The 15,947-nt window shown below is 35.9% G+C and carries 9 protein-coding genes; 7 read left to right on the forward strand and 2 right to left on the reverse strand.

Going from position 1 to position 15,947, the window contains the following annotated elements:
* Positions 1-2: 2 nt before the first annotated feature.
* The 7 genes from QL232_RS03160 to QL232_RS03190 all read left to right on the forward strand — a co-directional run bounded on the left by QL232_RS03160 (position 3) and on the right by QL232_RS03190 (position 11,504).
* Entirely contained in the window at positions 3-1,565 is a 1,563-nt protein-coding gene (locus QL232_RS03160) for an arylsulfatase (protein ID WP_281613043.1), read from the forward strand.
* Positions 1,566-1,654: 89 nt separating this feature from the next.
* Complete coding sequence (locus tag QL232_RS03165) at positions 1,655-2,647, forward strand: AraC family transcriptional regulator (RefSeq protein WP_168882532.1); 993 nt, start codon at positions 1,655-1,657, stop codon at positions 2,645-2,647.
* 205 nt (positions 2,648-2,852) lie between these two features.
* Positions 2,853-3,425: a hypothetical protein gene (locus QL232_RS03170; protein ID WP_168882533.1), complete on the forward strand. Its 573-nt coding sequence runs from the start codon at positions 2,853-2,855 to the stop codon at positions 3,423-3,425.
* Between the two features lie 347 nt (positions 3,426-3,772).
* Positions 3,773-5,206, forward strand: a complete 1,434-nt coding sequence (locus QL232_RS03175; protein ID WP_281613044.1) for a sulfatase-like hydrolase/transferase — start codon at positions 3,773-3,775, stop codon at positions 5,204-5,206.
* A 19-nt stretch (positions 5,207-5,225) separates the two neighbouring features.
* Positions 5,226-8,402, forward strand: a complete 3,177-nt coding sequence (locus QL232_RS03180) for a glycoside hydrolase family 2 TIM barrel-domain containing protein (protein ID WP_281613045.1) — start codon at positions 5,226-5,228, stop codon at positions 8,400-8,402.
* A gap of 60 nt (positions 8,403-8,462) precedes the next feature.
* On the forward strand, positions 8,463-10,022 hold the full coding sequence (locus QL232_RS03185) for a sulfatase (RefSeq protein WP_281613046.1): 1,560 nt from the start codon (positions 8,463-8,465) through the stop codon (positions 10,020-10,022).
* 3 nt (positions 10,023-10,025) lie between these two features.
* Positions 10,026-11,504 carry a sulfatase gene (locus tag QL232_RS03190; protein ID WP_281613047.1) on the forward strand — a complete coding sequence of 493 codons (1,479 nt, stop codon included), beginning with the start codon at positions 10,026-10,028 and terminating at the stop codon, positions 11,502-11,504.
* A gap of 155 nt (positions 11,505-11,659) precedes the next feature.
* On the opposite strand, the gene QL232_RS03195 is transcribed toward QL232_RS03190, so the two are convergent.
* Both QL232_RS03195 and QL232_RS03200 read right to left on the reverse strand, forming a co-directional pair.
* The gene (locus QL232_RS03195; RefSeq protein WP_281613048.1) at positions 11,660-14,299 is read right to left on the reverse strand and encodes a hypothetical protein; all 2,640 of its coding nucleotides are present in this window, start codon (positions 14,297-14,299) and stop codon (positions 11,660-11,662) included.
* 97 nt (positions 14,300-14,396) lie between these two features.
* On the reverse strand, positions 14,397-15,944 hold the full coding sequence (locus QL232_RS03200; RefSeq protein ID WP_281613049.1) for a sulfatase: 1,548 nt from the start codon (positions 15,942-15,944) through the stop codon (positions 14,397-14,399).
* Positions 15,945-15,947 lie beyond the last annotated feature (3 nt).

Consider the following 15,947-nt stretch of genomic DNA (forward strand, 5'->3'; position numbering starts at 1 on the left):
AAATGAAAAAAGCATTATTACTAGTACTTTCCTTTTTTTCTGTTATTCAGTTGATTGCAGACGATCAACCGACAAAAAAAGATCCTAAAAAGCCAAACATTGTCATTCTATGGGGTGATGATATCGGACAGTTCAACCTATCTTTCTGGAATAGAGGGCAAATGGGTTATGAAACTCCGAATATCGATAGAATTGCCGAAGAAGGAATCGCATTTACTGATTACTATGGTGAGCAGTCTTGTACAGCAGGACGTTCTTCATTCCTTACAGGTCAGAACCCAATTCGTTCTGGTTTAGCAAAAGTAGGTTTACCGGGTGCGGATGCTGGTTTCAGAAATGAACATCCATCAATCGCTTGGTTACTAAAAAGAGAAGGGTATGCTACTGCTCAATTTGGTAAAAACCACTTCGGTGATAGAGACGATATGTTACCAACAAACCATGGTTTCGATGAGTTCTACGGTAACCTATACCACTTAAATGCTGAGGAAGAGCCTGAGCACCCAGATTATCCTCAAGATGAATGGTTCAAAGAAAAATTTGGTCCAAGAGGTGTTATTCACTCTTATGCTGATGGTCGTATTTCAGATACAGGTCCACTAACTAAGAAAAGAATGGAAACTGTAGACCGCGAAATTACTACACGTACTTTAGAGTGGATCGATGAGAGATCTAAAGACGATAAGCCTTTCTTCTTATGGTACAATACAGTAGGTATGCACTTCCCAACGTATCCTGCAGATGATATTAAAGGTATCTCGGGTCAAGGTGGAGACTCATTCTATGCTGATGCGATGGTGGATCATGATAGAAACATCGGTAAGATCTTGGAAAAATTAGAAAAGTTAGGGTTAATGGAGAATACAATCATTATGTATTCTACAGATAATGGTCCTCACTACAACGAATGGCCTGACGGTGCGGTAACTCCTTACCGTTCGGAGAAAAACTCCAACTGGGAAGGTGCTTACAGAGTTCCTTGTCATGTAATGTGGAAAGGTCATATTCCAGAAGGTAAAATCTTAAAAGGTATCGTATCACACCAAGATTGGTTGCCAACGTTAATGTCTTTAGCAGGCAAGGACGATATTAAAACTGAGCTAGAAGGTGGTATCGATTACGCTGGTCGTAAAGTTCAAACGACAATTGATGGATTTAACATGATGCCTTACTTCTTAGGTCAAGTGGATGAATCACCACGTCACAACTTTATTTATACTTCTGATGATGGAGATATCACAGCGGTTAGAATGGACGATTGGAAAGTAGTTTTCATGGAACAAAGAGCACATGGTATGCAATTATGGGCAGAACCATTTGTAACATTAAGATTACCTAAGATCTTCAATATCAGAAGAGACCCATACGAAAGAGCAGACACAGATTCTAATTCATATTGGAACTGGGTAGCGAAAAGAGCGCCTTGGATCTACAAAGGTGGTGCTACAGCGGGTATGTTTATTCAATCGCTTTACAAGTACCCACAAATTGAGAAAATTGATTCGTTCTCTATTGATCAAACAATGGAAGATTACAAGCAGTGGAACGAGGAAAGACAAAAGTAGTATCCTAATTACATTCTAGTTGAATCAAAACATGTTTTCTTATTTACCCCCGGGCTTTTCTGCTTGGGGGTATCTTTTTATTTTTGAAAATGATGAGAACACTCAATTATAAAGAAGGATCAATGCGATCGATTATTGATCAGACATTGGAATTCGAAGGCGGAGCTTATAACAAGCAGGTGTACTTGGTAAATACCGATTATGTAAAAGGAAAAAGTAAATATTTTCAGTTACAGTCAGGAATTGAATTTTCTGTCAATACTTTTACCTATAAAGAAGATACCAAGGCGATATTTCATGGAGATAAAGAATCGGATCGTTTTATCTGTTTTCGCTTTACTTATGATGGAGATATTACACAAGCCAGTATTGATGCACATAATATCAATGACAGCAATAATGCAGACATCATAGTTTATGATACCTCAGTAACGACAGAATTTGTTTTCAAAAAAGGTGAAACACAAAAATGGGTTGGTGTTCGAATCAATAGGGCAGTAATGGAAAATGATGAACATCTCTTTAAAGAGTTTTTCGGTGATATTTTTACCAAAGAGAAAGGAAACGAATGGTTTCTGTATGACAGCACTCCTTTGGAAATCCATATTTTGCTTAAAGACATTTACGCTATTGATGAAACGAAAACACCTATCATTCAAAATACATTATTAGTAGCGCGCTCTAGCGAAATGATCAGTATTTTCTTTGATCGTTTGATGAACAGAACTCATAAACCGAACAAGGGGCTGCATTCACAAGATTTTGAGCAACTGCTACTCGTTAAAGATCACTTGTTATCTTCTTTAGATGATGTACCTTCTTTGGATGAGTTATCAGAGATGTATGGGTTCTCCGTATCAAAATTAAGAAGAGATTTCCAACAAGTTTTTGGCACCTCTATTATCAAATTTCATCTCAACTATAGATTGGAGAAAGCGAAAATTATGTTGGCTTCCAAATCTGTGAACATACAAACAGTCTCCAGAGCTTGTGGGTTTAAGTCATCTTCAAAGTTTTCATTTTATTTCAAGAAAAAATACGGGATTAAACCGAAGGAATTAGCTAAAAAGTACTTCCAATAAGAACGAATCACTCTTATTTTATTCATAACAAAAAGTAGAATCTGAAAGTCAAATTAGAATCAATAAAAATTATCAAAACAATTATTATTAGTGTATAAAATACGTATATTGTAAGTGCATTCAGAATTATCTCCAACTTTCTTAAAAGGTCATTTTTGACCCTAAAAGACAGATTTCAATAATAACCAATTAAATAAACTCTGCAATGGAAAGAACAAGTAGATTAATTCAGCATGAAATGCAACGCATAGATAAAATGACCAAAGCGCAAGCCCTTGAAAGTACATTGGAGTCCAATTATTTTTCACCGATTATGGATGAAGGGATATATGCTAAAATAGAGCCTTTGGTTATTCGTAACCCCAAAAAAATAAAAGAGTTATTTTGGTTACAGATGAAATCTTTTAAAGAGTTAAATCCCGAAAAAGAAAAACCTTACTACCGATTTATTTCAATGCTAGATGCAAGAGGGGATTTATTTTATAATTATTCTTTCCACACCGAAATTGAATTAGAAGAGAAAGTTCTTTCTGGAGAAATACTTCCTAAAAGATTAGTAGCCTATACGTTATTTGTAATTGATATGTCCACAAAAGAAAGACGAAGTATACATTTATGTAGTCCTTTTGTTTTTTGCCATAGACAAGCAAGAATATGGTTGATGGATAATTATAACGATCGTTTCTTCTTTTGCGATGACAAAGAATTAATGAAAGAGATTAAAATAGCTGGGGGGGAAGTATACAGATTCCCATTAGGCAAAAGAAAGAAAAGCTAGACATTTTTTTCGTGACCATATATATATGCGCTATTAATTTTCCTTTGGAGAGTTGATAGCGCTTTTCTGTTATTTCTATTTTTTCCTTACCCAAATTCGGTTTTTGAACACATTTTCGTCAATTTTTAGGTGTAAATTCGTCACTGCTAAAGATAAATGGATATATATATGACAATGATTTAGAATGTGAGCTACTTTAAATTATTCTTTAGGGAAAGAGATTCAATGCAATACTATTTTGACTAGGTAATAATGATTATTGATATCTTTTAGTAAAATAATGCTGAAATCCCTGATTCTTTATTATCTAGAGTTTAATTGTAAAACAGACAACTTTTATGTTTGAAATGAAAAGATATTACTTACTACTTTTACCTTTACTAGCTTTTGTATTTACCGCATACAATAAGATAGATGAAGATAAAAAACCGTCAACTGAAAAGCCCAATGTGATTGTAATTCTAGCAGATGACCTTGGATACAATGATGTGAGCTTTAATGGTAGTCAAGAAATTCCTACTCCTAACATTGATAAAATTGCCAATGAAGGAGCAAAATTCACCAATGGATATGTGACCTATTCTGTATGTGGTCCTTCTAGAGCTGGACTCATAACAGGAAGATATCAAGACCGATTTGGTTCGGGTAGAAATCCGCTTTGGGCTCCGAATGATATCTCTCAGGGTTTAAGTATTGATGAAGAAACAATGGCTACGGTTTTAGGTCGTGAGGGATATAAAAGTATGGCAGTAGGTAAATGGCATCTTGGTGCACATGAAGCGTTGAGACCTTTGAATAGAGGTTTTGATGAATTTTACGGTTTCTTAACCGGAGGTCATAATTACTTCCCAGAGTTGTTAACCTTGACAGATATCTCTCAGGTAAAAAGCCAATTTGCAGCTTACAAAACGAAGCTTCTTAAGAATGATAAAAGAGTTGAGGAAACAGAGTATATCACAGATGGTCTAACAAGAGAAACAGTACGTTTTATCAAAGACAACGTAGATGATCCTTTCTTTATTTATCTAGCTTATAACGCACCTCACTCCCCTTTACAAGCGACAAAGAAATACCTTGATAGATTTTCTCATATGGAAGAAGGAAAGAGAAAAACATACTGTGCCATGGTATCTGCTTTAGACGATGGTGTTGGAAGAGTATTAGACGCTTTAGAAGAGAAAGGTATCGCAGACAATACGATTGTGGTATTTTTATCAGACAATGGTGGACATGAAGGAAAATGGGGAGCAGATAATGGTATTTTAAAAGGAGAGAAAGGATCTATTTACGAAGGTGGATTTAGAGTGCCTTTTGCCATGCGTTGGCCAAATAAGATCCAAGCAAATACAGTGTATGAAAAGCCAGTATCTTCATTGGATATTATGGCAACCGCAGTAGAATATGCAGGAGCTTCTCCAAAAAATAAATTAGACGGTGTAGATATAGTTCCTTATATCACAGGAAAGAAAAAAGGTTTACCACATGAGTCATTAAGATGGAGAATGTTTGATTCTAAGACTTATGCAGTGAGGAAAGGAGATATGAAGTACATTCACAAAACCAATAAGAAAAATGGTAAGGTGATGACTTATTACTACAACCTTGCTAAAGATATTTCTGAAACGTCAAACTTGAAAGTTTCTAAATCAGAAAAAGAAGACCTTCAGGAAGAATATAATGCATGGGAAAAACAGATGATTGACCCAACATACCTAGGACTTGGTCAGGATAAGAAATATACATCAGAACATCCGGACCGCTTTAATACAGAAGTATACTAAACTATTGAGATAAAAAAGGATGAACAAAATTTCTAAAGCATTAGCAAGTGTATGTGTGTGTTTATCACCACTAATGGCTTCAGCACAAGAAGTTGCTAACTGGGAAAACCCGGAAGTGATTAGAGTAAACACAGAAGAAACACATAGCACATTTACACATTATCAAACAGATAATTTTTCTAAGGACCTAAAAGACCTTGATAACTATAAATTATTAAACGGAACTTGGAAGTTTAACTGGGTACCAAAACCAGCTGATAGACCAGCAGATTTCTATAAAGTAGATTATGATGTGTCTTCTTGGAATGACATCGATGTGCCATCAGATTGGCAGATGAGAGGTTATGGTTATCCGATTTATACGAATATTATTTATCCATTTAAAATGGATGCCCCAAATATACCTCACCATAATAACCCTGTAGGTAGTTACAAGCGTTCGTTTAAAGTGAATGCAGATTGGATGGAGCAAAACGTTTTCCTTCATTTCGCTGGAGTGAACTCTGCTTTTTACGTATGGGTAAATGGTGAACAAGTAGGTTATGCTCAAGGTTCTAAAACAGCCATAGAGTTTGATATTTCTAAATACGTAAAGGAAGGAGACAACGATATTGCTGTTGAAGTATACCGTTGGTGTGATGGATCTTACTTAGAGGATCAAGATTTTTGGAGAGTAAGTGGTATAGAAAGAGATGTATATGTATATGCTACGCCGAAGACATTTGTTCGCGATGTTAAGATCAACGCAGGTTTAGATAAATCAAATTACGAAAATGGTTTACTATCGTACCGTTTTGATATAGAGAATGATATCGCAAAAAAGGTGAAAGGTATCAATGTAGACGTTTCAGTGGTAGATGCGAAAGGGCAAAAAGTTTTTACAAAATCTCACCAAGTAGATCTCGACAAATCTTCTAATAAGTTTGTTGAACTAGAAGGAGAAGATCTAGGAAAAGTAGCCACTTGGTCTGCAGAAACACCTAACTTATATGAGTTGCAAGTAGTGATGAAAGATAAGAAGGGGAATATTTTGGATGCAACAAAACAACACATTGGTTTTAGAACCACAGAGGTGAAAGATGGACAATTGCTTGTGAATGGCCAACCGATATTAATAAAAGGGGTAAACCGCCACGAGCATGATCCTGAAAATGGTCATGTGGTATCTAGAGAGTTGATGAAACAAGATATCATTGACCTAAAGAAATACAATATTAATGCGGTTCGTACTTCACATTACCCTAACGACCCTTACTTCTATGAGTTATGTGATGAGTATGGAATCTATGTTTGTAATGAAGCCAATATAGAATCACATGGTTATGGTTATAAAAAGGGTGAAACTTTGGCTCAGAATGAGATGTTCAAAGAGCAACATCTTGATAGAGTGCAAAGAATGGTAAAGCGAGACTACAACCATCCATCAGTAATTTATTGGTCGCTTGGTAATGAGGCCGGCAATGGTGAAAACTTTAAAAATGCTTACGATTGGGCCCATGAGTTTGATACAACAAGACCTGTACATTATGAACGCTCGGAGTTTATGAAAGGGGACAATCTAAGAACTACAGATATCACTTCTTGGATGTATGCATTAACAGGAGAAGTAGAACATAAATATTTTAAGAAAGAAAGTAAGTTACCGATCGAAGAACAAAGACCGTTCATCTGGTGTGAGTATAGCCATGCGATGGGTAATTCAAATGGTAACTTTGTAGATAACTGGAATTGGGTAAGAAAACACCACAATGTTCAAGGTGGATTTATTTGGGATTGGCAAGATCAAGGATTAATCGGAAAAACTGACGATGGAACGGTTTACTATAAATACGGTGGCGATTTTGAACCAGATTCTATCCATACAGATAAAAACTTCTGTGCAAACGGTGTGATTGGGTCTGATAGAGCACCACACCCTGCAATTCAAGAAATCAAGCATGTTTACCAAAATATCCATGTCTCTGCATTAGAAAATGGCAAATTTGAAATTTATAATGAACAGTTTTTCAATGACCTTTCTAAGACAACTATCAAATGGGAATTACTAGAAAATGGAAAGGTAGTCAAATCAGGTCAATTGAAAGATGTAAATGTAGCCCCACAATCAAAAGTGGTAAAATCTGTTGATTTTGGTTACACACAAGATGCCTCAAAAGAATATTTTGTAAATTTCTATGTACTTAATAATGGTCTTGAAGAGTTATTAGACAAAGATTATATTCTAGCGGCAGATCAAATCCTTGTTCAAAAAGCAGAGGCTCAAAGTGTAGCTCAGGAAGATGGAAAACTGAAAGTCAAAGAAGATAAAAAGTCTGGAAATATTGTTATTTCTAATGAGCAGTATGTTATCTCATTCGATCAAAAGGAAATAGGTTTAGCCTCAGTGGTCTTTAATGGAGAAGAGTTATTGAAGGAAAGACCAAAAATGAATTTCTGGAGAGCAATGACAGACAATGATTATGGTGCTTGGAAAGCAAATAAAGACAAGTTCTACTTTGCTTACAGAGATTTAGCCTCTACAGGAAAAATCACAGAAGTGAACAAAGAAAAAGTAGGAGATGCTTATCAGGTAACTTATATCGTTGCTTATGAATCTATTAAAGCTTCAAATGAAGTGACTTATCTTATACAGCCTAATGGTGAGATAAAAATAGATTCAAAGTTAAATGTAGAAGACCCTAAGACATTGAAATTCTTACCTCGTTATGGTATCACAATGGCAATCGATAAGCAATTTGATAATGTCACTTATTACGGTAGAGGACCAGAAGAAAATTATGTAGATAGAAATATAGGAGCCTTTGTTGGTTTATATGCTACAACAGCTACTGATATGTATGTACCATATATTCGTCCTCAAGAAAATGGTTATAGAACAGATGTTCGTTTTGTAAAATGGACGAATAAGGCAGGAAAAGGATTAGAAGTAGTAGCTGCGGATAAAATCAGTTTCTCATCATTAAGAAATCCACAAGAAGATTTTGATGGAGGAGACTGGAAAAAACAAACGCATACTATTGATATTCAACCTAAGGATCTGGTTTATATCAATCTCGATTACAGACAAATTGGTGTAGCAGGTGATAATAGCTGGTCTAAAAAAGGCGGTATTGCTAAGCCAAAATATCGTATTGATCCAACGAAGTGTGAACTATCATTTACTTTATCTGCGATTACAGGTAAAACAGTACAATAATATATTTAGTCTGCTACCCTTTTTTGGGTAGTAGACTACTTTATAATCAACACTAACGAAATGAAATACAATACACTCTTTCATAGAATTATTACTACAGGTGTACTACTACTTTTTTCAACATTAATATTTGCTCAGGAGAAGCCGAATATTGTGTTTATTATGTGTGATGACCTAAATGATTATCAAGGGGTTTTTGGTGGACATCCACAGGCAAAAACACCTAATATCGATAAACTAGCAAAGCTTGGAACAAGATTTACAAATGCACAATCGAATATACCAGTATGCCAACCCTCAAGAAATAGTTTGTTTACAGGTGTATACCCGCATGATTCTCAGGATTTTGGATGGGTACCACACTTCAAGCAAAAAGTACTTAAAAACAACAAGACATTTGTTCAGGTTTTACATGAAAATGGATATAAAACATTAGGTTCAGGAAAGCTTTTACATAAAAATGAAGAAGAAATATGGTCAGAATGGGGACTTAATGTAAAGCACAATTATGGGCCATTTGCATTTGATGGAGAAAAATTATCCGTACATCCTGATGTACCCGAACCGTATCGTTCTATAGGGCCTATTGATGGTTCTTATGGGCGTCTATCAGATATGGGACAAATTGTTGAAGGTTGGAACAAAAAACCTGTCAAGTACAATAACGATAACGATAGAGACCTTTTGTATGATGAAAAACATGCACAATGGGCAGTAAACCAACTGAAAGAACTTGCTAAAGCAAAAGATGCCGAGCCATTCTTTTTGGGAGTGGGTTTTGTTAGACCTCATACCCCGCTGCATGCCCCTGATAAATACTTCGATATGTTTCCAATTGATGAAATTGAATTAGACCAATGGAAACCCAATGACAAGGACGATACCTTCTTTGAAGAAATTATGGGTAAGGACAAAAAAGGTCCTAAATATTACCGTCAGTTAGTTGAATCTTATGGAGGTGATAGAGAATTAGCAATAAAGCATTTCTTACAAGCCTATTTAGCTTGTGTTGCCTTTGTAGACGATCAAATTGGTAAAGTGGTGGATCAAATAGAAAAGTCATCTTTAAAAAATAATACAATTATCGTTTTTACAGCTGACCATGGTTGGCAAATGGGCGAAAAGGATTACCTTTTCAAAAACTCGCCTTGGGAAGAAAGCTGCAGAATTCCTATGATTATCAAATCACCGAAAGGAAAGAAAGGGCAAGCGATCGCACAACCTGTTTCTTTAATTGATGTTTATCCAACCATCTTAGATTATGCAAACATCGATGCATCGAATAAAAAGTCTTCTGAAGGAGCTGAGATTGGAGGCTATTCGATGAAAGGTTTTGTAGATGGAGGTAAGAAGTTTGATTGGCAGGGACCTAATGGTGCATTAAGTGTAGTTGGTGTGTATGGAGCTTATGGTAAAACCTATGAAGTGGCTGCACAGAATTATTCTTATAGAACTGAAAATTTCAGATACATACATTACACAAATGGAGAAGAGGAATTATATGATCATTCTAAAGATCCATACGAGTGGACAAATGTGGCGAAGGATAAGAAATATGCCAAAGAATTAAAGCAATTAAGAAAAGAAGTGAACAACATTATCGGAGTAAACTTTCAATAGACAATGAATAAAATATTTAAACTAGTAGCTGCCTTTACCTTACTATTATCTGTAAATGTTGGCTATGCTCAAAACCAGCGACCTAACATTATTTGGGTGATGTTGGAAGATGTGTCTTTAGATACAGAGAGTTATGGAATGAAAGGAGTGAAAACTCCAAATATGAATGCTTTAGCAGAAGAAGGAACACAATATTATAACTGTTTTGGAACCGCATCGATATGTTCTACAAACAGATCTTCGATGATTATTGGTACGCATCAATTAAAGACCAATACGATGCATCATAGAAGCAATAGAGAGGTAGATCTTATCGACCCTTATAAGCCGTTTACTTATTGGTTGAAAAAGGCAGGGTATACAACTATTCTAGGGCATAATAAAGTAAAGCAAAAAGGAAGAAAAACAGATTTCAACTTCAATTATAAACCTGTTGGCGATTGGGATAAAGATAAAGGAGTTTTTGATCGTTTTGGTGTAGCTGAAAATGACGGTCAGCCATTTTTCCAACAAATTACTTTACATGTAACACATAGAGGTGATTGGTGGGATAAAGTAAGAAAGCAATCAAAACACCCTGTAGATCCTGCAAGCGTTGAGCTTCCACCATATTATGCTGATGATCCAAGAATCCGCTTAGATTGGGCCAAGTACTTAGATCAGATGGAATATGCTGATGATGAAATTGGTATGTTGGTGCAAGAACTTAAAGATAAAGGGCTATACGAAAATACTGCAATTATCATTATTGGTGATAATGGACGCTGTAATGTTAGAGGAAAAGGCTATCTATTTGATCCTGCCTTAAGAATTCCACTTATTGTAAAATGGCCTGCAGGTTTCGAAAAGAAGACCAATACAAATGCAATTATTAGTAGTACAGATATCACTGCTACAATTCTAGATATCGCTGGGGTCGACATCCCAGATTACATGACAGGACAATCGTTTATTGCAGATGATTTTGATAGGGAAGAGGTATTCTCTTATAGAGGATTATGGGATGAGATTATGGAATCATCATATGCGATTTCGAATGAAAAATACCGTTACATAAGAAATGATCATCCTGAGATTCCTTATGATGCAAAACAAGCCTATTTAGAGTTTTACCGTCCTGCAGTGCATGTGATGAGAGCTTTAAAGGCAGAAGGAAAATTGGATGAATTCCAATCTGCATTCTTTGAGACAAAACCTCAGGAAGAATTATATGACCTGGAAAATGACCCAATGGAAAAGAACAATTTGGTCAATGATCCGAAATATAAGAAAGTACTTAAATCGATGAGAAAGCAGGTAGCATCATATAAAAAGGCAATGAAATCTGACAGTGATGTATACGAACCTGTAATTGCTAATGCTGTTGAAGTACTTCAAATGGTAAAAGACAAACATCCTGAAGAATATCAGAAAATGCTGGATGGCGAAGAAATTGGTTTCTACAAGTACGTTCAGGAATATAAAAAATCGATGATGAAGTAATATTCGATTTAATATATGTAGAAGGAAACATTAATTGTCTTATATAAAGAAGACCTATCAGTTAAAATGATAGGTCTTTTTTATATAAATACTCCCCCTTCCTTACGAAAATCTTCAAAGGAAAGGGGAGTGAAGTAGTCACAAGAATTATTTATTTACTGCATAATTTCTTTATCATAAGCGATATAGTATCCAGCTCCATAAGTAGAGCAGTAGTAAACACCTTTCTTATGATAGTCGATTTCTAAGGCATTGATTCTATCCGATTGAATATTACCTGCATTTATCTTTTTCCAAGTTTTACCACCATCCAATGATCTGTAAATACCTGGGTTCATCATACCCATTGTTCCATCAGAAGGGATAGCAGCAAGAATGATGTTAGGATCATATTTAGCTGTAGTAACTAAGCTTGCAAATTTATAAGGTAAAACCTGCTTCCAATTGTTTTTTGATCTAACCCACACACCACCATTTTTAACTGTACCATCAAAAGTTCCAGCAGTGATATATAGTTTTTTATCCTTTGAAAAATGAATATCATGTACACTTACAATACCTTTTGGTAGGTGAACTTTTTCCCAAGTAGTGCTTTTCTTGTTTAGTTTATATAGCCCACCGACTTGCTTTTGTGTTCCCATTACAGCAGCATACAATTCACCCTTGTTATGTTCATCGAATTCAATTTTCTGAACATGACCATTTTTGGGTAAGCCATTATTAATGACCTCAAAAGTTACCCCTCCATCTTTTGAAGTGTAAATACCAAAGTCTTTAAATTTTCCACCTTTGAACTTTACATTATGCACCACTCTTTTCTTAGGAATCACAAAGTACAAATGCTCTGTTTCTGTTGGATCGATTCTTAAGTGACTTTGATGAATGATCATATTTAGTGGATTACCTAATTTATTAGGATCAAATATTCTTCCTTTAGGAGCCCAATTTTGTCCACCATCTTTTGTCTCCATGAGTTGACCAAAATAGGCTTGTCTAAAATGTAAAGCATACATATGGTTAACATCGTTCGGATCGATGGCCATGGTACCAACAGAACATTCTTCGGGCTTTTGTTTATTCGGAATACTGATTTTATATACTGCCTGAGCACCTTTTCTTACAAGGTCTCCATCATTTGTTGTTTTGAAAATAGAGTTTTCTCCAGCACAAAGGTAAATGTGATCCTTTATTCTTTCGTCTTGGATAATTTCCTCACCAGGTAAGTTACTATTACCTGCACCCACCCAATGGTGATTACCAGGTTTCGTTTCTTGTTCATCATTTTCTAGCCATGTATCACCATTATCATTAGAAACACAAACAATTTTTGCTACCTGATACATGATTGTTGAACCGTCTGCGTTAAACTCGGCAACTGCACCTGCTTTTCGGTCGTAGGCATCTCTTTCTTCCCATTCGTCTTGTCCAATCCAATCAACATTGATTTTGGTAGGGTTATTTCTGGCTTCCCAATTTGCTTTATCTCTACCGTTCCAATCTTTACCGTTTCTTAGTGTAACATACCAATGCTTACCACCGTCATCTGAACGCCAAAGCATTCCTCCTGGAAAAGTAAACTGAGATTTGTAGTTATTGATCACTAATAGGTGATTCGGATTTGTTGGATTGACTCTGATCATACTTACAGAATGCATCAGTTGACCTGGAGTCTTCGGATACTTTTCTTTCGCCTCCGAGGCTGTGATGCCAAACCATTTACCTAATGCAAATTTATAATACCCTTTTTGGATGTTAGGGTTTTTAAGAATTGCTTTATTGATTGGCATATCTGAGTTGATATTGATCCAAGAATCGCCTTCATCTTCACTTTTGTACACACCGCCATTGTATGTAATCGTATTACCATTTGGAATATACTTTACTAGATCGATGGCATACAAAATAACTTTCTTAGAGGTCGGATCATAATACATATCCATTGAGCGGATGATATCATTGTCCATTCCACTTTTAGCTTTCTGCTTCCATGATTTACCCCCGTTTTCAGATTTGTATAAACCAAAAGTAGTACCTGCGAATACCGTTTGAGGGTGAGCAGGGTGAACAAAAATTCTAGTGATTTGTGCTCTTGGATCAATGCCTTTTGGGGTAATGTTTTTCCAAGTTTCCCCTTTGTTAGTGCTCTTCCATATTCTTGCCTGATGTCCATAATCTGGGTTGCCATCATTTCCTTGTCCAGCTTTCCCAACTTTTACTTTTGAACCAAAAACACCATGTGGATGCTTGTTGGTGTGAAAGAAGTGGTTACTGTCTCGGATATTACCAGAACCTGCGTACCAAACATTGTCATCAGTTGGATCCACTTTGATGGTATTTACATGGATATTCTCAAATTGAGCACTTACCAATTCATTGATTTTCCATGTTTTACCTTTGTCGAAAGTGAAATAAATATAATTAGCATCTTCAATTGTGCAAATACCGAAATTCTCATCCTGTCTGGAAAAATCTGGAGCATAGATTTCTACAGGACCTCTTCTACGCGTTCTGTAAGACGGTCCATCCGGATCCATAATTCCTTCATAGGTTTCTCCTCTGTCTGTTGAGCGGTAAGAGTTACCCATATTGGGTCCTTGGTACACAGTGTTAACGTCGCTAGGATGCCAATAAATATGGTAATTATTCCCTGAACCACCGGGGCCAAATTGTTGCCAATTTACCGTAGAGATGGACTCAATGCGTGTATGATCTAGCTTCGAGAAATCTACTGATTCTTGAGCAAAAAGTAGAGAAGCAACCAATAGTAATATATTGGAAAGTAATGTCTTTTTCATTTCAAAAAAATGCTTATAGTCTGTTGTTGTATCAATGATTATGTATCACCTAGTTTCAAGTCATTTGCATTGAAACGGTGCGAGTAGTCACAATTTTTTAATTAAAGTGATTCTTGGGAGTCTTTCCCTTCATTTGTTCTTCATAAGTACCTCTTAGGTAAGGCTGTTTATCTTCAAGTGAAGAATTTCTGTCGAATAGCACACCATATTTTTGATAATCATGATAAGGAACTGCGTTGTCTTTCAATTGCTTTACTTGAGCATCGTACAAAGTCCTCATCTTGTCTAATTGCTTTTTGTATTTTTTTTCAGAAATTACATTGGTCATTTCTAAGCGATCTTTTCCAATATAATATAGTTCTTCAGTAGGTTGCATTCTTTCGTCTTCATACTGCCAATAGATGTATTTCCAATCTTTTGTCACTACTGCCATTTCTTGAATTTCATCATTTCCAAAGAAGTTCATTAAAGGAATATGGTCTCTTTTAATTCCCTTTTTCTTTTGCATCAATGGAGTAAGGTTTTCTCCATCTATATGGTTGGGTACTGTTATTCCTGCCATAGTAAGGATAGTAGGGGCTATATCAATACTTGAGGTAATGGTCTCTCTTTTTCCACCTTTTGAAGTCATTCTCGGATCATAAATAAGCAATGGAGATTTTGAAGCTTCCTCATAAGGAAGTACTTTTCCTCCTAAGTTATGAGCACCACAGCTATATCCATTATCACCTGCATAGATGATGATGGTATTATCATCTACACCAAGTTCTTCTAAAGATTTACGGATCATACCAATTGCATAATCCACACCATGTATAAGTTGGTTATAACGTTTGATGGCCTCTTGGTAGTTTTCTTCAGTATCTCTCCAAAACTCATATTGTTTATATTGTCTCCCTGTTTTTGCCTGAGGAGCAATATGAGTGGCATTTTCAGCACCATAGTTAGCAGGTTTTTTATAGGTTTTACCTTCATATACTGCATCAAAATATACATCAGGTGTAAAAGGTAAATGTGGAGCTTTAAAGCTAATAGACATACAGAACGGTTTGCCTGAATCTTTTGCTTCAAGAATAAAATCATGTGCCCAAGCAGCGTAAGCCCTTGTACTGTGAGGATATTTATCCGCGTATTTTTTTAGGTATTTATTTCTTCCTGTTTGATATTTGGTTTGACCTAATCCACCTGCCCATACATCAAACTCGTCTACAGGAAGTACATCCCATGTTTTATCAGAAGGATCTGTTCCATCAGACACTGCGAAACCAAATTTTCCGGCAAAACCTGTAAAGTAACCGGCATCTTTTAGCAGCATTGGAAAAGATTGTTGGAAGGTAGCTTTTTTCATTGGTCCATGTTCAAAATTACAACCAGTTTTGTATTCAAACATGCCTGTCATATAAATGGCTCTACTTGCCATACAGATAGAAGTGGTGTTGTAGTGGTTCATAAACTGAACACCTGTTTCGGCCAACTTATCCATATTTGGTGTAACTACCTGATCATTTCCATAACAGCCTGTAGCGATACTAGTATGATCGTCAGATAGAAGAAAAATGATATTTGGACGTTGGTCTTCTTGAGCAGATAGTGTTCCTATCGTACCCAAAAAAATGACCCATTGAAGTATATTTTTTAGTTTCATTGC

This window comes from Flammeovirga sp. SubArs3 (assembly GCF_947387565.1).
Lineage (GTDB): Bacteria > Bacteroidota > Bacteroidia > Cytophagales > Flammeovirgaceae > Flammeovirga > Flammeovirga agarivorans.